Here is a 21,449-nt window from a genome sequence, read left to right as displayed (position 1 = left end):
ATCGTTGGCGCTAATCGTTTTTTGGTTGATCAGCATATCCGTCGCTATTGGGATAAATGATGGGCGTGGTATCAAAATGTAAATCCTGCGGTTGGTCAATTTGATCATGGGTTTGGCTTTGAATTGGCTCGGTTGGATTTGGGCTATTCAATGGCAGCCCAACAATTTGGCGGGTGATTTGCAGCGCTGAGTTATACGCGCCCTGCTCGGCAACCTTCGCAATATCGCTGGCTTGTAATGCCATCATCAGCGATTGCTTCACTTGCGCAATTTGCCGCATAGCAAATTCATGCTCGGCACTGACCCGCGCATATTCAGCTTCACGCATCAAGGCCCGTTTTGAGGTTTCAAGTAACCGATCCGATTGCCGATCCTTTTGGCCATCATCGGCCAGATATACCAAGCCCCAGCCAAGAATGGTGATAGCTGGGCCAATGAAGGGAATCGCTAATTGCCACATGGTGAAGAAGCTAGACAACTCAAGATTCTTAATCAGTTGATAGCTGGTGGTAGCATTGATTGCCAGCACCGCAATATCAACCAGCCAAAAGAGGATGCCCACAATGAATTGGGTGCCAGGCGCTAGCCAGTAGTGCAATGCGAGTGGAATCAAGCAGGCACTAATGAAAGTGCCCAAAATGCCAATGCCTACTAAGCCACGCATAATGAGTGATTCACTAATATCGCCTAAGGCAAAGCCTACAAGCACTTCCATCATGACAATGGATAGGACGTAAGCCGCGCCGCTGCCAAAGATGATCAATGATTTAATGGATTGCCGGTTATGTTGCTCTAACATAGAATGCCCCTAATATGCTACGTTTCTGACCAGTGGGGTTCGATACGCAGTCCATATTTGGGGCATGGTGAAGTTACAGGTTGGTGGTTGGCTGCCCACCCGGCTCACCAACCAGGGCTGTTGCTGAAAAGCAACGGCCCTTTTGTTATGCCCAAATTAGGCTTCGCGCCGAGCTTGCTGGCCAAGAAACATATGCAAATGCGCTCCATGCTCTTGGACATGACGCAGGGTATAGATCAGCAACTCGCCAAATGGCACTTCGCCCCAACTAAACGAACAGCGACGCTGAGCTTGTTCGGTGCTGAGATGCATGATTGTGCTTTGGGTGGCTTGGCGGCAATGATCCAAATATCCCAGCAACTCGCTGGGCGTATAAGTACGCGGCAAGCTCTCATTGTCGCGCATTTCTACCAACGCAAACGGCGCTGGTGGCATAAAGCCGTCTTCAGTGCCAGTTAAATAGAGATCGATCCAAAAGAGCGTGTGATAGGCAAGATACCAAAAGTTGGAAAATCCGGCTGCAACCCATTGATCTTGCTCGTCTGGCCAGAGTTGGGTTTCCCACAAGTGCTCAGGGCAATTGTGAATAGCCTGTTCAAGGTTGGTAATTGCACGATCAAACTGCCGCCAGAGCATGCTTTGGTCAATAATCCACATTGTATCAATCCCCCAACGAAGAAAGCCTAAAACGCCAGCAACGGCTCGCAAAGCGAGAGCCGCTGAGGCGTGAAACATGAAAGCTCGTCAGTCGTGCCGCTGCTACTTCCTAATACTGTTCTGGCAACGAATCGCCGGTTTCCAGCACGGTTTTAAGGTTGCTGAGAATCCACGTCCAGCCACCGCTGTTGAGACCTTGGTAGGTTGCGGTTTCGCCTTCGAAATCTTCGTGCACAACCGTAACTTTGGTAATGCCATTGGGCATGGCTTCAAGTTCCCAAGTGACTTTGGTTGGTGCATCGGCGTTCATAGGTGCCCAAAGCGAATGGTAGCTATGCACCAAGCGATTTGGCGCATCGGCCACCAACACTTCGCCTTCAACGATTGGCGCACCATTACTGCGTTGATAGTTGAATGGTGAACCAACCTCTAAAGTCGTTTCAACTGTACAACCATAGTAATAGCGGCTCGTAAACTCAGGCTTGGTAATTGCATCCCACACTTGTTGTTGCGAAGCTTTGATAATCGTTTGATAGACTAATTTTGGTTTTGCTTCACTGGTCATGCTGTTACTTCCTCCTTCAAGTGCCATTTTCAAATCGATCAGTGCCATCGCTCGGTTGGCGGCATATTTGTTCATCCAACGGTCGGAAATAAGCTGGATTGGGACGGGATTGAGATAGTGCAAGCGCTCGCGACCCACCTTCCGCGTCACAATCAGTCCAGCTTCTTCAAGTACGCGCAGGTGTTTCATCACCCCAAACCTCGTCATCGGCATTGCCGACTCCAACTCTTTGAGCGTGCGGCCATCGCGCTCAAACAGCAGGTCGAGCAGCTGCCGACGGGTTGGGTCGGCGAGGGCTCGAAAGACAAGTTCTTGTTCCATAGCTGTATTATATGTGACTAAATGGTCACATGTCAAGTGTTTTTTAGACCAAATTGAAACCTTTGTGCGAAATTGCTTGATCGTGGCTAAAACACCCAACGGCCCGCAAGGTTAGGGCCGCTATCAAGCTATGCGGTGTGATTACGCATGGTTGGCGCTTGCGCGCGGAATCCAATCAGCGCCTGGAATATGCTGCTGGCCAAGCACCAAGCTGAGCTGCGCGGCATGCTCCTGAATGTGGCGCATGCTGTAGAAAATCAATTCAAGAAAGCTAATTTGCATCCATTCAAACACACAGATTTGCTTGGCTTTGGCTTCAGTTAAGGCTTCAATCGTCGTTTGGCAGCGCTGGCGACAGACTGCGAGATAGCTCAAAACATCGGCTTTGGAATAAGGCTGATCAGGCAGCTTGCCACGAATAAATGGCGGCGGTGGCGCAAAACCTTCCATCGTGCCAGTCAGCAGCAGATCCGTCCAGAAAAGGGTATGATAGGCCACAAACCAAAATTGGCCATAGCGTTGATCATCAGCGTCGTGCCATAAACTGAGCGTCCAAAGCTGGTCGGGGCAGCGCGTTATGCCATCATCCAGCATCGCAAGCGCGGCCCCATATTGTTGCCAAATGCTGATTTTCCAAATGCTATCCATGTGCGCCTCCTGAAAATGCAGATGTTCGTCCGTGCGATTAATCATAGGGCATAAGCCATACCAATAGCAGAGGCTGCCAATTGCCTGATAGCGTATGATGTTCCTGATTGTTGATTCGCTCGTTGATGGAGGCCAACATGGCAAAATTGCATCCTGAGATAACTGCTGAATTGCAAGCATTTATTGTGCAGCAACCCTTATTTTTTGTGGCCAGCGCTCCGCTTGCCGCTGCTGGCCATGTCAACCTCTCGCCCAAAGGCCTTGATTGCCTGCGGATTCGTTCGCCGCAGCAGGTGGCCTACCTCGATGTAAGCGGCAGTGGCAATGAAACGTCGGCCCATGTCTTAGAAAATGGCCGCATTACCTTGATGTTTTGCGCTTTTACTGGCGCGCCGCGCATTCTGCGCTTATATGGCCGAGGGCGGGTCATTCTGCCGATGATGGCTGAATGGGAAACTGAACTTGCACAGTTTCCCATTTACCCAGGCATTCGCCAAATTGTCGTGGTTGAGGTCGAGCGTGTGCAAACATCGTGTGGTTTTGGCGTGCCCTTAATGGATTTGGTTGGTCAACGCGATACAGCCTTGCGCTGGGCCGAAGCCAAAGGCGAGCAAGGCTTAGTCGATTATCGGGCCGAGAAAAATATGGCCAGTATCGATGGCTTGCCAACCCATTTGGCAACTGAGGCTGGTTAATAGTGTTCTAAAAGATGGGGCCACATGCTATTACCCTGTGGCCCCATGAATGCTTATGAATGTTGCTCAATAAATGTGATTAATTCGCTAAACCATGGCTTGGTGAGTAAATCTTTTTCACGCATAACAACCCGTGCCATTTTAATGATGGTTTCGGCAGCCTCACGTTTTTGCTTAATACCTCCGAGTTCTCTCCACTGTTGGATATAGCGGCCAATTTGGCTAGCAAATTGATTAGGCCTCAACCGATTGAAATCAGCCAAAAATTGCTCTAAGGCATCTTGGTTGGTATCGCGTGGTGGTGGCTCTAGCTTCATACGGCCATAGCCACTGGAGGTTTTAGCGCCAATGCCATACTCAATCAAGGCTTTGTCGAGAATTGCAAACGCTGCGTTTACCCACGCTTCAGCCCCGCCAATTGCAAACAAATAGCTGCCGGTTGCGCTCAAAAATGCCACCGGATTCGGCGAATCAAAGTCTGTAGGCGCTTGAAGCGAATTGCCCTGTTGATAATTCATATGATGCGGAGTCATCAGATCGATTGCCAAGGGCTGACTGCTATTGGGAATATACAAGGCATCAAAAAACGTCAGATAGCCAGCACTTTCAGGATGCCCAAACATGGTTTGGTAGGCGTTTAATGGAGTTTCGGCTTTGGTTTCTGAGCCTTTGGCCCAATCGTCGCCAAGCTGCTGGCGCGCATAGGTCGCGACGAGGCCCTTGATTGCGCTGCCTGGAATATAGGGTACGCCATAGGTGTGATGCAAACAGATTGAGGTTTCGATTGGGCTGGTATTGCCCAAGCCTACAATCATGCGCCCTTGTACCGTGGCGGTGCGGCATGTTGCCGCAGCTTGTTTAAGGCTTATTGCCCAGCGATTGTAAAAATGCGTATAGAGCGCTGGAACTTGCAGACCTGCCACTTGCTCAACCAAGCTAGCCTTAGCTTTGGTTTTGGCATCCTCATTTCCACCTTCGTCTTGCAGAAATCGATCAAGCCATAACCCTGAATGGGTGGTTGGGGCTGGTTTAATGGTGGCTAATGCTTGTCGGCGCATTATTCTCCCCCGTTATCTAACTCTGTTGCCTCGCTGGCCTCAAGATCGAGGATCGATTGGGCAAACCGCTTGAACCACACTAGCACGGCCAAGGTTTTGCGCGTCAGTTGCATGTATTCAGTAATTGAGGCATTTCGGTTTGTATCAAGCAAATGTTGGGTATTATCAAACCCTAACACGAGGGCGAGATCAGTTAAAAATGCTTTTTGTTCAGCTTTTTTGCGGGTGCTGGCAAAATGCAGTGCTTGAACCAGCCCAGCGCTGCGAATCATAATCGGCAAGCTGAAGGCTAAATTTCCATAGCGGGTGCGTACATCTTTTGATTTATCGCTATAGGTATTGGCTTTTTCAAAAACCTTGGTGGCATAGCGTTGCTCAAGGGTTTGGCGTTCTAAGAAGCTCATTTTCGATCTCCTTTGACCAACGCTAGACGGCATAGCCCGCGCCCCACTGTGGCATTGCCACCAAATTGAATCAGGTTTTGTTGGGCAACTTGCTCCAGCGCTGCATCAACAGCAGCGGTATTTTTGTTGCCCTTTTGATCGTTGATCGCCACAATTCCAGCTAAGATTGTTTCAGCAGGCAAGGCTTCTTCGTACCATAAGCCACCTTTTTCTACGACCTTGGTATTGTCATCAAGCCGAATGCGGGCAGTAATTTCGGTGGCTGTCGTTACTAAGAAGTTGAAAATTTCATCGTGCACAATACACAAGCGCTCTTGCAAAATCGTTTGCCATGGGTCATCGTGCTTGAAAATGGTTGCTCCTAACCATTGTGCCCATGCATCAGCAGCATTGCCATCAGGATTAGCGCTAGCCGGAATATCCAAATCCTCTAAATACACAGTGTCGTTTGCGCTCAAGACACTTTGTTTGGTCACTAATGCAATAGCATGACCCTTTTTTGGGTCACTAGAATCTTTTCTGGTCGTAGCAGCTGAGCTAATTGTTGGGATTGGGTTGGAATCGTCAAAGCAGGTCTTGGCTTCGCGCGCAAAGCGGTTGAGCACATAGGGCGAGGTTACCCAAGCAAATGTGCCATATAAGCTGCGAATTGGCAGCAACAACAGGCGTTGATCAGCAAAAATCGCATCGCCAGCTTGTTCTTCTGTCCCAAAAACGCTCTTGCGCTTTTCTAGGTCGGCATAAACATCGCGAATAACACCTTTGACCGATGAGCCAGGAATATAAGGCAGGTTAGTGGCTTTTTCGCGCGCAATCGGCATATCAATCACATCGACGCTTTGGCCAGTGCCAGCGTGAATTGGCGAAAGTGCATGCACAAAAATGAGGTGAGTTTGCATTATTGTTCCTCTATCGTTGCAAGAAAGCTGGTAATAACACTTTGGTTGTTTAGCAAAGGACGACGATTTTTATCTACGATGGTGCCAATTTGGTTGGCTTCTAGCCGAATATTCACTGGTGCAGTATTGATGCGGCGCTGTTTGATAATGGCCTGCCGTCCATCAAGGCTACTGCCCTCAAGCACTGCTACCAAGCCAAAAAGCTGACCATTGGAGGCAACTGGTTTGAGCAGCATTGGGCTAGCAAAGCGATCGCCTTTCTGTTGGCTCGCTGTTGGGTTTGCTTGCAGCCGCAGTTCTGAGTCTGCTGGATCATCACTATCTTTAAAATGGAAGATAATTGGCAAGCCAAATTCGCCACGTGGAAAGGCATCAAGTTCGCTGATTGGCCGTTCATGCAGGCGCGAGTATTGGCGCGTTAGCCGTCGCAGGGCATCTGGCTCGGGCCAACGGCTACGACCTGGGCGGTTTTGATTGCCCTCATTGCGCTGTTGGCGGAAGTCTTTATAGCGCTTGAGCAAATCGGCCCAAATATCTAAGGCCGTCTGATTCGGCTTTGGTCTGATTAAACGTAGTTGCATATTTGGCGCGAGATGCGGCACATCGTTGGGCCAATGGATGCGGTCGCCGATAATACGGTTGATCTGGTTTTGTAGCTCAGTTCGATTACGAAACGCAAAGCGATCTTCGGTTTTATCGAGCGCTTGCAAGACCCCAAAGCCGCGCCGTGTGCGTGCGCCAATGCCGCCAAAAGTTTGCCAAGCCCACAACACTGTTTCTAAGGTAGCGCGGAGTTCAGGATCTGCAAAGCGTAGGGTTAATTGAAATTCGATACCCTCACGTACTGTCGCATTTGGTTTATCTTGCAATGGAAATGCTGCATAGCCATATGGCGAGTTCATGGCCGAAACTCGTACTTCTTGGCCACGATTGGTTGTTGCGCGAAATTGGCTGCCGATATTGGTTACCTGCACCTCAACCTGCACTGCTGAAGCCCCACTCGATTGACTATTGGCAGCTTGGCCAAAAATTGCTGCTTCGCGCTCAAACATATCTTCTAGCAGGCGCTGACTATCAGCTTGTGTATTACTCCCACCAAAACAGGCCCGCCACCAAAAACGCAATTGGCCGCGAATGCTGCTGGGGCGAATGAGCAAACTCGGATCGTTCTCGCCAGCCTTAACTCCGCCTCCCATCAAGGGCGTAATTAAACGGTAGCTGCGCTCAAGCGTTTCAAGCTTTGAGTTGCCAATGTTGGGTGGGCCTGCTGCTGGTTTACGATTAAACATTATGCTAGCTCCTGTAAATAGCCATCGTTCCACGTCCCCAACACGGCTAAGCCAAAGCCATCGTTGTTAGCTTGGTCGTCGCTACTACTATTGCTAAACCAGAATTGGCTGGCCCATTGCTCAATCGCATCCTCGCTACCAGCAAGTTCAACAAACAGCACAGTTCCAGCGGGCGCGAGGCGGCGGGTTGCTTTTGGTTTCTTTTCTCTCAAATCCCAGCCAGAAACATATTCTGGGCGAGGGTTGACGATAGCTTTAACTGCAATCTCGATTGGCAAGCCAAAGCTAGCCAAGCTACTTGGGTAAAAGCCGTTATCCCAAATTGCTGGCGTTAACAGCACAATCCGACAGCGTTTAGCTTGCTTAATAGCATCTAAAATAGCTGGATGGATGCTTGTAAAATACGGCGAGATTGGGGTTGTTGGCTGTTGCCACTTTACCAAGCGCCGCTCGGCTCCAAGGCTGGCAATTGCGGTTTCGATTGGATTTTCGCCCCAAAGCCCTAAGCTGTAACTCGCCTCAAGGGTATGAAAATTCAAGCCTTGGGTCTGGAATAAGCGCCCATCCTCAGCAATTTGGGTGCTGGCTTTGATCGCCACATGGGTACGGGTATCGCGGACTAAATCGAGTATTTGACCATCAATTTGTTTCTGTTGGAGGTCAATTGGACCTGTAAGTGGATTCATTAACCATGGCAAGAACATGCCATCCCAATTCCAAAAGCGTGGCAAATTGGCCGGAGCTTTGCCTTTGGTCTCCTGCTTGCTCCCCACCAAAGCAAAGCTCGGCTGATCAGGATTTTGTGGATTGCCAAGATCGGTCTGATTGCTTGGAAAAAGGCTTGGATCAAGCGGTTGTAAACGATAGCAGGTAACATCTGCCCCATCTTGGCGAATTAAGGCATCAGCAGGCGCTGCAACAAATGGAATCAACAGATCAAGCGATTCTTTGAGCAAGATTGGCCCGCGTACCTGCATCGCCATGAGATTGGCATATTGGAGATCGCTTAGTTTGGCTGAAAAATCAAAATTTGCCTTGACCCCCGCCCGCGCTCGAAACCCGCCAACGGTGACCGAAGGCGGCGGGAAGTTGAGACTTTTCGCCCGCGAACCTGGTTGATTTTCAAATGGCCGACCATCGGCAACAACGAGCGAGTTAATTGGCTGAATCAGCCAGAGATCAAGTGGCATTATTGGGGTACTCCTTGGCTCTGCGCCGCTTCAAATAAGGCTTGAACCGTGGCAAGCTCGCGGGCAACCAAATTCATGGCAATAAAATCACGCAAATATTGATCTGGCTTTGCTGTATTAGATGTGTGCGCAGCACAATACGCGATAATATTGTGAAGTTGAGTCACAATTTCATCGGTCAAAAATAGAGCTTGACCAGCGTGCTGGGTTTGTTTGCGTTTTAAAATTCGCTTAGTCTCGCTTTCGATAATAGTTAATGTTTGTTGCCGTTCTGCTGGATCGTTGATGAGATTAAAATCAAATCGTTTAAGTAATTCATCCAGCTCAAAAATAAAGCCATCAGGAATTATATGCTGAGCATGAGCATCAACCAGCGCTGTTAAGTTTTTATGAAACGAAGTACTCCATTTGCCAACAATAGTTTTATCGGAGCCATTCCGTTTGCTCAGAATAATTACCAAAGCATTACGCGGCTTTTTGGCAATTTTCTCAGCTTTACGGGCCAATTGCAGCGAATCTTGCAAGGCTTCAAGGTGATGCACAATTGCCACGCCAACCGAGAGCGTTGGTGTACTAACACCCTGTTGCTCTGCTAGGGGTTTCATATATTCGACAAAAAGATCACTGATTTTTTTGGTAGCTTCCAAAAGCGTATGTAATGGCAATAAAGCGAGCACATCATCGCCACCAGCATAAATAACCGCCGCTTGATATTTTTCTTCTAAAATCTGAGCTGCTGCTTGGGCAAAAGATGTAACGGCCTTGGATAAATCGCGATGTATTTGTACATCGGTAATTGAATCGATTAAATCGCCCATTTTATCGCCATCGGCGGCAATAATCGCATAATAAGGGCTAGGTGGAGTTTTATCTTTAGCATAAGCCGCAATAAATTCGCTAAGATAACTCCTGAAAACTTTAAGTAATTGTTTATTCTCTTCAGTATTATTTAAATCTTCACCCAATCGCGATTCAAAAATAATAGAACCATCAAATAAACGTTCATGTTCTTCAGTATTAGGGAAGAGCGCAATTTTCTTAAATCGCTCGCCTTTGGGTAAATATTCACTGAAAGGATAATTATTTTTACGGAGATTACGGATATAGCGATCCCAACCTTCACGAGCCAAAGGGCTTTGATTGATATGTTCGGCAAATGCTAGCGAAGCCATGTGCGACGTGCTGGGAAAATCATCAAGCCCTTCGGGATAGGTCGTATCAATATCATGTGGTTTTAATTCGCGTTTGAGCAAATCGACAGCTGAGAGATTTTCGCCCGATTTCTCACCATTGGTTACAAATGTACGCCAACCATCAAGCGATGATTTATTTGATCGTATGGTTGGTTTTCGTTGATTGCGCGGGAACTCTAGCTCACGTTCATGTCTAGGCAGCGTCTGCTCCCAAGTGATTGAACTAAAATTACGGGTATTTTTGCGTGCCGTATAGAGTTGATAGAGCTTTTTGCGCTGTTGAGCATACTCCTGATCAAGATGAAACTCGACATAAGCATATTGGAATTCAAACAAATCAACTAGCTGGGCTTTAATTTGATCTGGTTTATCTATCTCAGGATAATGCTTGTAGATGCTTTGCTGATCTTTTTTAAGTAACGCATCTAGCTGAGCGACGAAGCTGTTAATTTCTTGATCAAACGCTGCCCGAGCTTGGGCAATGGCTGTCTTTGCATCAGGCACAATCGCCAAAATTTGGTTGCTATAGCTGAGGCGTTTATCTGATGAATCAAGGCTCTTGCCGGTAGGAAAGATCAAATCTTCGCGGGGCAGGGTTTGGGCGACCTTTTTAGAAAGATGACTGAGCACCCACGAACCAAACCAAACATCGCGGGTACGCCGTGCCTGCTCAATAAATTCTTGAACTGGCCCTAGGGCGATCAACAACAGCGATCGATTCATTGCAACACTCCTCTAGGCAAACGGGGAACTCTGCGCTATTATAGCAATGCAACCCCATGCTAGGCAAGAGTTGTTTTTTGGTTTAGTTAGAGGATGTTAGCGTATGGCTAATATGGATATGACTCAACAAGAAATACAGAATCTTAAGGATAGATTGCGGGTTCATGAAAATAATCTTCGTGTGTATGAACTTCAAAGAAGTAAACTTGGAATAAATATAGATATACAACTAAATAATTCAATTATCAACGAAATTGATGAAATTAATAAAACAAAATCGCAATTATATTCATTTAAAATTAATAAGATAGATGAAATTGATGTAAATTCAGAGATATATTTTATTGAAATAAGTAGTGAATATTTATTAATGCTAAATAAATTGGATATTAATATTGCTTATTACTATGATTCTATAAGAACTAATAATAGAAAATATTATGAATGTTATGATTTAGTTATTGATAATTTAATACACTGTAGAAATGATATTAAGATTATAAGTGATGATTATAGTGTACTATTTGAGAATATAGATATAGATAGATTTATTAAAAAAGAAATTATAGATAAGATTATTGAATTTGTTAATTTGTTATATTTTGATTCTGAGAAAGTAGTTTACGAATATACCGAAGGCAATATTGTAGATATAGTTAATAGAAAAGCGAAAATTATTAAAAAAGAAGTAAATAAGTTGCTGAAATTGGCAGAAGAACTTAATTTTATTAAAGAAATAAATGATGTTTACTATTTAAATAAGATATTTATTGAATATATTATATACAAATCGAAAGATAATAATTATTTATATAAATTACTGTATAGTGAGTCAATAGAATCAAGGATGTTAATTAATAAAGATATATATGAAATTATTATAAAGAATAATATTTTTATTAATATAAAGAATATATCTGATGAAAGTTCATTTTTAGCAAGAAATTATTCATTGATGGTTGAATATAGTAACTTTATGAAAGATGATTTTTTATTTAGCGATAATTATATTAAAATTTTTCCAATATATTTTATTAATGAGATTAAATTGAAGAAAGAACAAATTGATAATTATTTATTTAATACAAATAATATTTCTATTTCAAGATACTTAATATCAAATGCCGATTTCAAGCGCTTTATTGATGATAATGCATATAATAAACTGCAATTTTGGTCAGAAAAAGGGAAAGTATTCTTAAAGGAGCAACAAGTTCGTTTTGAAGATAAAGCTTTATTTGAGAGAGGTAGTATTGGATTGTGGAATTATCCAAAGTATTGGTTTCACTACGGCTATAATCATGATCTACAGCCTGTTGTAGGAATTTCTTACTACGAAGCTGAAGCATATTGTAACTGGTTAAGTAATAAAGGAAATGAGCAAGGTTGGCTCGATTCAACTGAAGAAATTCGCTTACTAAGTCTAGAAGAATGGATCAATATGATGGATCATGAGTATCCAGATATTAATGATCCATCAAAATTAATGCAACTCAAAGATATATCAACATTATTTGATTATCCATATTGTATAAATTGTTTTTCTGGGCTTCACGAAAATGTAGAAGTCTTTGATATCTTTGGAAATGTTTGGGAGTGGACTTCAACAAATTCTGAAAATGCTGATGTTTTATCCTTCTACACGGCAGGAGGTTCATTTCGTGAGTCATTGCAGCAAATACGGGATACGCATCAGTCTTTTGCTAAAGTAGTTCATGAATCTCAGGACAATAAATTATCTATTGCAGATACTGTAAAAGCTCAGGATTTATCATTAGAATCAAACATTGCTAATCGTCAATTACCTAATCTTGGGTTTCGTATTGTTCGTGCTCTAAAGAAGGAGTTTCTGTTGACTGATCAAGAACATCTTCTGCAACTATTAGCGGTCTATAAGCGCAATAAGGCTACTCTGGAGTTGCAAACGGCCCAGTATGGTGGGTTGATGGCAGCTCCATTGCAATTAATTAACCAAATGAGCGAAACTAATGCCCAAATTACCCACATCGAAGGCCAATTGTCGCCTTTGGCAGCGGCGAACCTCGCACCGAAACCGGAGCTTGTGCCAAGCATGTGGCTGGTGATTGATGAACATCCAACGCTCGATCCAATCGCGCTCCAGTTGCAACTACGTGGTTTGCGGGTTATTCGAGCCAACACCGCCCAAGAATTCCATAGCCAAACCAAATTTACAATTGCGTCAGCGCTGATTGGAACTGAACTTTTAAGAACGAATCGATCAGCGCTTCAGCCGTATCTTGACTACCTTGATGCAGATGCTTCTCATCAGCTGTATCTTGTTGATAATAGCTTCATGTTTGGTGAACTTGAGCAGATTTTTGGTAAGTATATTGAACAAGTTCAATTGCTTGATTCTACATTAATGCCTAATCAATTAGCTAAAACAATCTTAGAAGATGTATTAGAACCATTCCTTGAAGATTGGGATTCGCAAAAATCTCTCGATATCGATATTTTTAGCTATCAACAAGCAGAATATGATCAACCTGCACTTCTTTGTATTGATACGCGTAAATTGGGTTTTGAACCTGCTGATTGGGAGTCGTTAATGCAGGCCTTATATGATCTACGTGAAGTATTAAATACCTCAGTAGCCAAACGACTTGCTATTCGACCAATGAATAGTCGTTTGTCGGTGGCAATGGCGTTTGGGGCGGTTTTCTCTAGCACTGCTAATTTTGAGCTACGAGTGGCCTATGAACAACGGGCCAAAACCTCGTTTGACTTGCAAACAACTGAATGGTGGCAGAATCATAATAACCCTGCTGCTGAAAGCCTGCCAAAGCTTGATCTGCCAACAATTGCTGATCCTAAACAAGACGCGATTGTCGGTTTAAGTGTAGCGCGGAATGTATATTTTGCGGCTCAAGAATATATTGAAGATCATGAATTGTCGGACTTACCGTTTTTTGGCTATAGCGTAACTGAACCTGGATTTAACGCAGTAACCATTGGCGACGATGGTCGCTCGGCTTCAGCAATTGCCAACCAATTTGGCCAATTATTGCGCACCCATCGCGACACAATGTCACGCCGTAATGTTTGGCATTTCTTCTATGCGTTGCCAGTGGCTTTGGCGGTCTTCGTTGGCCAAGAATTAAATGCGTGTACGCCGATTCAATGCTATGAATTTATGAATGATCGGGCTGAATATATTCCTTCGTGCTTGATTAAACAGAATTAAAGCCTAGCCCACAGATCAGTCGCGATCTGTGGGCTTTTGCTTTATTTCGGGCTAATTGTCCAAGCGCCATCGGCCTGCACATCCCACAAACATGGGCCTTCGCTGAATTTGACGATTGCCGAGCCATCAACTGCGCCAATTTCGTTTTGGGCATAATCCATGCCACCTTGGCAGGTAACTTGAACGATAAAGTTGCTATCGCCATTGTGGCTAAATTGGAATGGAATCGGCCCTTCTTTGCTGGGCATAAACAGGCCGCTGACCATATCGCCTGTGCCGCTGAAGCCATTGGCGGCTGCTGCTTCAAAGCCAATTGGCACAATTTCAGCAGTCCATTCGCCATCTGCATTGATTTCCAAAAAGCTGCTGCTATCGCCGTAAAGCACGCGCGAACCAGTGTAATTGCCAATTTCGTTGACCAAATAGCTTTCATCGCCGCCATCGGTATAGGCTTTGACGATAAAGTTGCGACGGCCAGTATGGGTTAATTTGATAATGCTGACTGGACTAGGCGGCATAAACGCATCGGTGACGGTTTGGCCAACCCCTGTCAAGATCACTGGCTCTGGAATAGGCGTGGCGGTCGCCGTTGGGCGTGGTGTGCGCGTTGGCTTGGGCTTGGCCGTTGGGCGCGGCGTATTGGTTGGACGTGGCTTGGCAGTCGGTTTTGGCGTTGGTTTGTCGGTTGGCACTGCTTGCGCCACTTGGATTTCATTCGCCGCTGATTCAATGTTTTGACCAGTCGTTTGACCACATGCCAGCAAGAGTAGGCTGATTAACATAAAACCAAGAAAACGTTGCATCGCTGAACTCCTTCAATACTTCAACTGATTGTTGGAGCTACTTTAGCAACGACCTATGGCACAAATGTGGATCGTGCAGCTTTATCGGCGGTAAACATGCTGATTATGCCAATCTAGGGCTATTTGGTTTGGATAAAGCTGCTTTTGCTGGGGCAATTGGATTGGCTGCTGAGCAAACATCAATACCGCTTGATTGGCTGCTGGTTGCTCAGCAACTAGGCGTGAGATTTGGATCTGATAGTTTGGCGTGATCGTCAATAAGCCTTGATCGAACAGCCAATGGTGTAAGCCACATAACGACACTCCATTGCGTGGATCATCGTTGTAGCTTTTGCTCCACGGAATAATATGTGCAGCCTCAACGGCGCTGCGACCCTCTGGAGTGATAATCCGAATACCACAAATTGCACAACAATAATCATAATTTGGCACAACGACCCGCCGAAAAGCGCTCGAGCGAACTTCGACCAGATAGGGCGTATCGATTGCTGGAATTTCGCGAAATGTGCGCTGGCTGTGCTCAACTAAAAGATCAGCATAGCTGAAAATGGCCGTATTCATTTGGCCAATTGTGGCGAGCGCTGGCTGTAATTCGCGCATGAAATAGGGTTGAATTAAGCTTTGGCGTAGTTGTTCGCGGGCAAATGGCTGTTGGAGCAAGTCAAATAATGCTTGATCAAGTTTTGCGCCAACCACAAGTTGCTTTAATTGGCCGATCGTTTTGATGTCGGTTGTCGCTGCTAATCGTTGCTCCATGCCTGGTTGGGCTTGCAAATGCCAAAAACCTTCGCTTCGCAGGTAGAAAAATGGCTGGATTGGATTGGCTAATTTTGTCGAATCAAACAACATCTGCCAATAGCGGTCGAAGGTTTCAAGCAGCAGATCGGAATATTCGATAAAATTGTGCGTAATTGTGCCTGTTGCTATTAAATCGCTGACGGCAAGCAGCATGAATGGCTTATATGGCGCACGAAAATAGGTGCTTTCTGGCCACGATTGCGCTGGCGAGAGCTTAAGTTTTTCAAAAGCCTGTTGATAGAATGTAAGCATCCATATTCCCTCAATGCTACAAACGCTTTTGGTTACTATGCAGATTGTAGGGCTGCTTGTCAATTGTTGCTGCCTTGATTCCCAAGAATGGTATACTAGGCTGCATCAATCCACCACAGCCTCGGATTGGCCGATTCGGCAGTGAGTTTCCCCAAAATTCAGCCCAAAAACTATCTGCTTGCTGCGTTCAGCCAATCGCCGAGCCTTAGGAGCTAGCAATGCAACGAATGCGGACGACGATCGGAATGTTGGCATTATTGGTGTTGGCCCTGCCCTTTTTTTATCCCCAAGCTGCTGCTGCGCGTTCGTGGCCGATCGTGCGCAAAGGCGATAGCGGCGAAAATGTTGTGACGCTCCAAGCAAGCCTCAGTTTTCGCGGCTATAGCGTAGTTGCTGACGGCGCGTTTGGCACAGGCACCGAAACGGTGGTCAAAAGCTTTCAGCAAGCGAATGGCCTTAGCGCCGATGGCATTGTTGGGGCGCAATCGTGGGAGAAATTGTTCGTTGTGGTGCGCCAAGGCGATACGAACAGCGCCGTCAATGCGCTGCAACGCCAGCTCAAAAACAAATATGGCTATAGCTTGAGCATCGATGGCGCGTTTGGCGCTGGCACGCATAACGCGGTGGTCAGTTTTCAACAAAGCAAAGGCTTGGGTGCTGATGGCATTGTTGGCGGCGATACGTGGGCTGCCTTGTTATCGGGCACGGCCAGCGGTGGTACGTCAACCTATTTGACCGATGCTGAAGCACGGGCGATGCTCAGTGCTGCTGGCATTCCGGTGGTTTCGAGTGGCAATTGTAGCGATCGTAACAACCGCACCTGTACCTCATTGGAGCAAATTCGCCGCAACACGATCACTGGCGTGATTGGCTTTAAGCAGGCTTCAGGCTGTAGTTTTAATGTCACTGGCGGCACTGAAATTGGCCACTCAAGCGGTACGTATAGCCACTATAACGGCTATAAAGTCGATATTAGCCGCGTGAGCTGCGTAACCAATTACATCACAACCCGCTATACCTCAATTGGCAATCGCAGCGATGGCGCTCCCCAATATCGCGATGCCAATGGCAGCATCTATGCTGATGAATATTTTGCCAACCACTGGGATATTCTCTTCTATTAAATGATACAAGCGCACCAATGTATCTCTGCTTGGTGCGCTTACCACAACATCACCAGTACAATCACAATGATGCAACTGACGGCAACTAGCCATGGCCACGTGCGGCGCGGATGATATTCTGGCGAGGCTAAATACACTTGCTGGGCATGGGCAAAGACTGGCCGAGCATCAACCTGCAATAATTCGCAATATTGCAGCAACAACGGCTTGATCTGCTTCAAGGGAATTTGCATAAACGAACCTTGTTCGATCGCTTGCAAATAATCCCATCGAATCCCGCTACGCCGTTCGACGGCGTATAAGCTGAGGCCAGCTTTTTGGCGCGCCTCGCGCAGTAAGGCCGCGCCCATTGGGCTGTGAATTGGCATTACTTCTGGTTGCTCAGCCAGCAAACTTGGCGTTGGTTGGGCTGGCTCAAGCAAGGCTTGACGCTGTATTAAGCGTTGCACGCGGGCAATTAATTGGGCTTGGCTGAATGGCTTGGTCAAATAATCATCAGCGCCCAGATTCAACCCGCGTACCACATCATCATCGCTCGCTTTGGCGGTGAGCATTAAAATTGGCACGTTACTTTCAGCCCGAAATTGCTGGCACAATTCCCAGCCACTCAAATCGGGCAACATCACATCCAATAAAATGATCTGGAAGCAATCGCTGGCCCATAAACGCAGCGCTGCCATGCCAGTGTTTGCCAGCATGGCTTGCCAACCAGCCTCGCGCAAGTGCATCAGCAACAAACGCCCAATCGCTGGATCATCTTCGACAACTAAAATGTGGGCTGAGCCATTCACGCTGCCTCCTGCAATAGCGGCAGATCGAGCAGGACTGCCAAGGCCCATGCGCTGCTAGCAGGATCAGCGCTTTCGGCCAGCTGACTTAAACTGAGCATTGTGGTTGGCTCGTTGCGCCAAGCCCGCAAACCTGCAATCGCCCGCCGCCGCAACATCAGCGGTGTCGTTTGCTCGGCGGCCAAGGCTTCGACATCGCCCAATACTGGCGTATACCGAGCTTGACATAAACTACTTAGGGCGAGACTGCGAATTGCCAGCGCTTCACGATCGCTGTGCACTAATTCGGCTAAGTGCTGCAAAGTTGCTTCGTCGTCGGCCTCGGCCAAGGCTTGAGCCACCCGCAAGCGTAAGGGCAAGGGGTTGTGGGGCCGCAAAAATTCCAAGGTATCGAGTGGCGTTTTGGCTGCTGCCAACAGAATTTCCAGCGCCAACAAACGCGTGCCAATTGAGCCGCTTTTGGCTAGTTCGCGCACCAAGCCAAGATGAATCGCGCCTTCAAGCTCCAACAACACCCGTAGCGCATGCAAGCGAATTCTGGTGCTTTTGCCGCCTGCTTGGGCCAAGCGATTGAGCAAGGCAATAGCGGTTGGCTCTTGCAAGAAGCGCAAGCCATCCATCGCCGGAATTGCCAGGCTTGGGCTGTCGTGCTGGGCGTAGCGCAAAAACAAGGCAATCGATTCGCGATCAGCGATCCTTCCCAAGCAACGCAAGGCTGCCGCCGCTACCTCGACGATTGGCCGTGGGTCGCGCAAAATCTGGCGCACCGTGTTCAAACTCGCCTCAGAAACTGGAGCCACCAAACAATCTAAGGCGGCGACATGCAAGGCTGGCTCGGCGTGATTGGATGTCAACAATGCCAACAGCAAACCTTCGCTATGGGCCATGTTCAATTTGTGAAAGCTATGCACTGCATCAACCCGCAAACTGAGCGGCGTATGATCATCAACAATCATCGTTTCGAGCAACGGTGCAAGATGATTATCGCCGCTCAGAGCGGTGAGCATGGCGCTACGGGTTTGCGGATCAAGCTGATTATTGATCAACATTTGGTGCAAACTTGGCTTTGGTTGGGCTTGTTGGCTCAAGGTGTTGGCGGCAACCCAGCGCAACAATGGCTGGCCTGTGCCAACGGTTTGGGCCAATTCATATTCTGCATCGCAATTGGCTAATTGGGCCGCCACCACGGGCGCAACGGTGAGACTATAGCGATCTGGATTGCCAGTCAATGCTTCGTACAACACCGAGCGCGCAGCAGAACCGCCAATCTTGCTCAGCGCTTGGGCGGCTGCTGAACGGACATTATGCACTTCGCGGCCAACTAATTCGGCGAGGCTGGTTGGCGGGTCGGCGCTGGTATTGCCAACTGCCAACGCTTCGGCCCAGCGCCATTGCAAGGCGGGCGAAAAACTCGCAACTGGCCATTGCAGCGGTGCTTCGTGCAAGTAGCCCATGGGCAATTCTTGTTGCCAAGCAAGCTCCAATTGCTGGGGCAACTCGCCAATGATAATCGTGCGTAAGGCCCAAATGCCACTTTCATCGTGGCGCGTGCCAAGCCCAACGATTGCCGCGAGCAAGGCTTGCAGATCGTGGCGTTCGTGTTCGACAATGCCCGCCAACACTGCTTGGGCTTCGTCATTTTTTAGATTTGCCAGCGTGCTGATTGCCGCAGCCCGCACCATAAACGCTGTTTGATCGCAGGCGAGGGTCAGCAAGCGAGGCAGCAATAATGGTTGGGTTTGCGGATCGCTGCGATAGATAATTCCGCTACGCAAGGCATTGCCAAGCTGTGGCTGTTCGAGCAGCCGAATCAAGCGCTCGCTGGTTTCGTTCTGGCGTTGCATAATCGTTTGCGCTGCTTCCAAGCGAGCAGCCAAGGGCAATTGCGAGGTCACAACCCGCAACAATAATGGATTTGCGCCACTGCGCTCGAAGCGCATCAGTTCGTGCAAGGCTTCGTAGCGGGCTGTCCAATGCACATCATCGCCGAGCACCAAGCGACCCAAGGCGCGCACCGCCAAACTTGGTGTTGCTTGCAACAAGGCTTGCCGCGCCGCCGCCCGCAACGGTGCGCTGGCAGCAGTACAGGCATTCAATAAGGCTGGCGCAGTGCGTTCGGTCGCGCAACCCTGCAAGGCCAGCGAGGCATGCAAATGCACCTGCTGATCCAAAGCATGGTCATCGAGCAAGGCGCTGGCGGTGGCTACAACAAAGCGTGCGCCGTTTGGCTCGCAGTGTAAATAGAAAATAATCCGCCCAGCATGCAATTGGGTTTGTAAATAGCTTCGGCCTGCATGGCTGTTGTGGGCGAGCAAATAATTAACCAGCAGCTGGCCCCAATCATCGTGCTGGCGTTGAGCCAAGCTGATCAAGCGGGGCGTTAATTCAGGATCGTGCATGGCAAACAGCTGTTGGGCCGCACTTTGGCGGGTGGTATAGCTCAGCCGACTATCGCTCAGCATATCCAATAAATAGTTGAGCGCCAGATGGCTGGGCATGCTGCGGACGACGTTTAGCGCCCAGGCTTCGCCTTCGGAGCCGTTGCTCAGTTGCTCAGCTAATGTGGCGCTGACCACACTTTCCATGCTTTCGAGCAACTGCCAAATTTGCTCGCTATAGGCTGGCTCATGGCGAGCAACATGCACCAATGCCCGAATAATTGCCGCGCTCCAGCCTGCAATCGGCACATGATGTTCGCGCAAGCAGCGCCCAAGCAACAACACCCGTTCGCTGGTCAGCGGGCTATTGCCGCGAATTGCGTTGTACAGCGGGGCTGGGTCGGCCAAAAGGCCAGCAGTCAAGGGCAATAATTCATGCCACAACGGATTATCCAAATCGAAATCGTGCCATGCGTGATGAGCTGCTAAGTGCAAGGCGGCACAAAACAAGGCAAACAATGGCGAGCGAAAGCGCACCAGCCCACGCTGATCCACCTGCACCAAGCCATTGAGCGCCACCAAACTTGGCTGCAACCAATACACTGCTTTGATGTTTTCGCCTTGGAGCCAAGCATAGCCCAAGCCTGCCAATGCCGTGCGCACTTTGGGCAAATCGCCACCAGCCACCGGACGCAGGGCGCGATCGACGGCGGCTGCATACATGCGCACGCGATTGGCCGAAAAGCCATGGGTTGGGTAGGTTGCGGCCAAAATTGCCACATCTGCAAAGCGTTCGGCCACCAAGCGCCCGCGACCATCATTTAATAGTGGCGGCAATAAAAGCGCTGGCTCCTCGTTGGGCAACAAATGGCGCAACCATTGCTCCAAAATAGGTGCATCAGGCGCTTGCACCTGCCAGGTTTGCCAACCATCCCAGTTTGGGTTGCTACTATGGTCGGTCGCAACTACCGAGAGCGCTGGATAACGCTCAGTCAAATCAAACAACCAGTTGCGCCAATGCTCGGCGATATGGGGTTGTGCTTCCTCAAGATCATCGAGCAGCAACATCCATTTGCCAGAAGCCAAGCCGCGCTCAATGCCCAAGCGATCGTTGGCAAAGCCAGCTTCGGCCAAGGTACGGGCCAGCGTCGCATCTGGCGATTCGGTGGCGCTGGGCACATGCAGCAAAATTGGAAACAAGCCGGGCAAGCGTTCTTGGGTGGCGCACCAGTGCAAGAGCATATTGATTAATACCAACGAACGCCCGCTGCCCAAGCTGCCAACCAAGCGAATCCGATGGTCGAGTTCGAGCGCTTGCCAGAGATTGGCGTGTTGGCCATTGGCGGGCATTGGGCTAAGTTGCAACACCAAACTGCCGATTGTTGGCAGAACGCGGGCGGGAAAGCGCTCGGCCCAACGTGCCTGCACATAGCGAGCATAGCTACGCTGGCGTTGCGCACGCCGTAGCCGAGGTAACAACAATCGATCAAATGGTGCAATCGCCATAATCTGCCACTCCTTGCTTGGATAGTTCTAGGGTACTCGTTTGGAGCGGCTGGCTCAATTAAAATAAATTACAGTTCGGTGACACTCGGCTATTTTAGCCATTTTTTGGGCCTAAACAGCTTGTCAAAGCCACTTGCTTCGGCGCACAATAGCA

General features: G+C 48.0%; 17 protein-coding genes. 3 read left to right on the top strand and 14 right to left on the bottom strand.

Going from position 1 to position 21,449, the window contains the following annotated elements; all coding sequences use genetic code 11:
- Positions 1 to 10 precede the first annotated feature (10 nt).
- The 4 genes from C5S61_RS03505 to C5S61_RS03490 all read right to left on the bottom strand — a co-directional run bounded on the left by C5S61_RS03505 (position 11) and on the right by C5S61_RS03490 (position 2,990).
- The gene (locus tag C5S61_RS03505) at positions 11 to 799 is read right to left on the bottom strand and encodes a hypothetical protein (protein ID WP_110513724.1); all 789 of its coding nucleotides are present in this window, start codon (positions 797 to 799) and stop codon (positions 11 to 13) included.
- 156 nt (positions 800 to 955) lie between these two features.
- Positions 956 to 1,456 carry a DinB family protein gene (locus tag C5S61_RS03500; RefSeq protein WP_164689207.1) on the bottom strand — a complete coding sequence of 167 codons (501 nt, stop codon included), beginning with the start codon at positions 1,454 to 1,456 and terminating at the stop codon, positions 956 to 958.
- Positions 1,457 to 1,565: 109 nt separating this feature from the next.
- A complete protein-coding gene (locus C5S61_RS03495) occupies positions 1,566 to 2,342 on the bottom strand; it encodes an ArsR/SmtB family transcription factor (protein ID WP_110513722.1) in 777 nt (258 codons plus the stop codon).
- 141 nt (positions 2,343 to 2,483) lie between these two features.
- A complete protein-coding gene (locus C5S61_RS03490; RefSeq protein ID WP_164689206.1) occupies positions 2,484 to 2,990 on the bottom strand; it encodes a DinB family protein in 507 nt (168 codons plus the stop codon).
- A 137-nt stretch (positions 2,991 to 3,127) separates the two neighbouring features.
- Between C5S61_RS03490 and C5S61_RS03485 the strand changes: the two genes are divergently transcribed.
- On the top strand, positions 3,128 to 3,685 hold the full coding sequence (locus C5S61_RS03485) for a pyridoxamine 5'-phosphate oxidase family protein (RefSeq protein ID WP_110513720.1): 558 nt from the start codon (positions 3,128 to 3,130) through the stop codon (positions 3,683 to 3,685).
- 53 nt (positions 3,686 to 3,738) lie between these two features.
- Here C5S61_RS03485 and cmr6 read toward each other — a convergent pair whose 3' ends face one another.
- Genes cmr6 through cas10 form a run of 6 tightly spaced genes read right to left on the bottom strand, consistent with a single transcriptional unit; the run spans position 3,739 to position 10,441 of the window.
- The gene (gene cmr6 / locus C5S61_RS03480) at positions 3,739 to 4,743 is read right to left on the bottom strand and encodes a type III-B CRISPR module RAMP protein Cmr6 (protein ID WP_110513719.1); all 1,005 of its coding nucleotides are present in this window, start codon (positions 4,741 to 4,743) and stop codon (positions 3,739 to 3,741) included.
- Positions 4,743 to 5,147: a type III-B CRISPR module-associated protein Cmr5 gene (locus C5S61_RS03475; RefSeq protein ID WP_164689205.1), complete on the bottom strand. Its 405-nt coding sequence runs from the start codon at positions 5,145 to 5,147 to the stop codon at positions 4,743 to 4,745. Before C5S61_RS03475 ends, cmr6 begins: the two co-directional genes overlap by 1 nt.
- Positions 5,144 to 6,046 (bottom strand): type III-B CRISPR module RAMP protein Cmr4, encoded by a 903-nt coding sequence (gene cmr4 / locus C5S61_RS03470; RefSeq protein ID WP_110513717.1) that lies wholly within the window; start codon positions 6,044 to 6,046, stop codon positions 5,144 to 5,146. The genes C5S61_RS03475 and cmr4 overlap by 4 nt, the downstream gene beginning before the upstream one ends.
- Positions 6,046 to 7,335: a type III-B CRISPR module RAMP protein Cmr1 gene (gene cmr1 / locus C5S61_RS03465; protein WP_110513716.1), complete on the bottom strand. Its 1,290-nt coding sequence runs from the start codon at positions 7,333 to 7,335 to the stop codon at positions 6,046 to 6,048. The genes cmr4 and cmr1 overlap by 1 nt, the downstream gene beginning before the upstream one ends.
- Positions 7,335 to 8,525, bottom strand: coding sequence for a type III-B CRISPR module-associated protein Cmr3 (locus C5S61_RS03460; RefSeq protein ID WP_110513715.1), 1,191 nt, complete (start codon positions 8,523 to 8,525; stop codon positions 7,335 to 7,337). Before C5S61_RS03460 ends, cmr1 begins: the two co-directional genes overlap by 1 nt.
- Positions 8,525 to 10,441 carry a type III-B CRISPR-associated protein Cas10/Cmr2 gene (gene cas10, locus C5S61_RS03455; protein ID WP_110513714.1) on the bottom strand — a complete coding sequence of 639 codons (1,917 nt, stop codon included), beginning with the start codon at positions 10,439 to 10,441 and terminating at the stop codon, positions 8,525 to 8,527. The genes C5S61_RS03460 and cas10 overlap by 1 nt, the downstream gene beginning before the upstream one ends.
- 103 nt (positions 10,442 to 10,544) lie before the next feature.
- Here cas10 and C5S61_RS03450 point away from each other — a divergent pair, with 103 nt between their 5' ends.
- A complete protein-coding gene (locus C5S61_RS03450; protein ID WP_110513713.1) occupies positions 10,545 to 13,646 on the top strand; it encodes an SAVED domain-containing protein in 3,102 nt (1,033 codons plus the stop codon).
- Between the two features lie 41 nt (positions 13,647 to 13,687).
- Here C5S61_RS03450 and C5S61_RS27045 read toward each other — a convergent pair whose 3' ends face one another.
- Both C5S61_RS27045 and C5S61_RS03440 read right to left on the bottom strand, forming a co-directional pair.
- A complete protein-coding gene (locus C5S61_RS27045; RefSeq protein WP_205701355.1) occupies positions 13,688 to 14,449 on the bottom strand; it encodes a hypothetical protein in 762 nt (253 codons plus the stop codon).
- 81 nt (positions 14,450 to 14,530) lie between these two features.
- Positions 14,531 to 15,499 (bottom strand): HNH endonuclease, encoded by a 969-nt coding sequence (locus tag C5S61_RS03440; protein WP_110513712.1) that lies wholly within the window; start codon positions 15,497 to 15,499, stop codon positions 14,531 to 14,533.
- A 218-nt stretch (positions 15,500 to 15,717) separates the two neighbouring features.
- Here C5S61_RS03440 and C5S61_RS27040 point away from each other — a divergent pair, with 218 nt between their 5' ends.
- The gene (locus tag C5S61_RS27040; protein WP_205701354.1) at positions 15,718 to 16,623 is read left to right on the top strand and encodes a peptidoglycan-binding domain-containing protein; all 906 of its coding nucleotides are present in this window, start codon (positions 15,718 to 15,720) and stop codon (positions 16,621 to 16,623) included.
- Positions 16,624 to 16,661: 38 nt separating this feature from the next.
- On the opposite strand, the gene C5S61_RS03430 is transcribed toward C5S61_RS27040, so the two are convergent.
- Both C5S61_RS03430 and C5S61_RS03425 read right to left on the bottom strand, forming a co-directional pair.
- On the bottom strand, positions 16,662 to 17,414 hold the full coding sequence (locus C5S61_RS03430) for a response regulator (protein WP_164689204.1): 753 nt from the start codon (positions 17,412 to 17,414) through the stop codon (positions 16,662 to 16,664).
- The gene (locus C5S61_RS03425) at positions 17,411 to 21,295 is read right to left on the bottom strand and encodes a HEAT repeat domain-containing protein (RefSeq protein WP_110513710.1); all 3,885 of its coding nucleotides are present in this window, start codon (positions 21,293 to 21,295) and stop codon (positions 17,411 to 17,413) included. The genes C5S61_RS03430 and C5S61_RS03425 overlap by 4 nt, the downstream gene beginning before the upstream one ends.
- Positions 21,296 to 21,449 lie beyond the last annotated feature (154 nt).

The organism is Herpetosiphon llansteffanensis, assembly GCF_003205875.1.
In the GTDB taxonomy this organism is placed as follows: Bacteria; Chloroflexota; Chloroflexia; order Chloroflexales; family Herpetosiphonaceae; genus Herpetosiphon; species Herpetosiphon llansteffanensis.
Note: the sequence above shows the minus strand (reverse complement) of the source record. Positions and strands in the feature narration are given on the sequence as shown.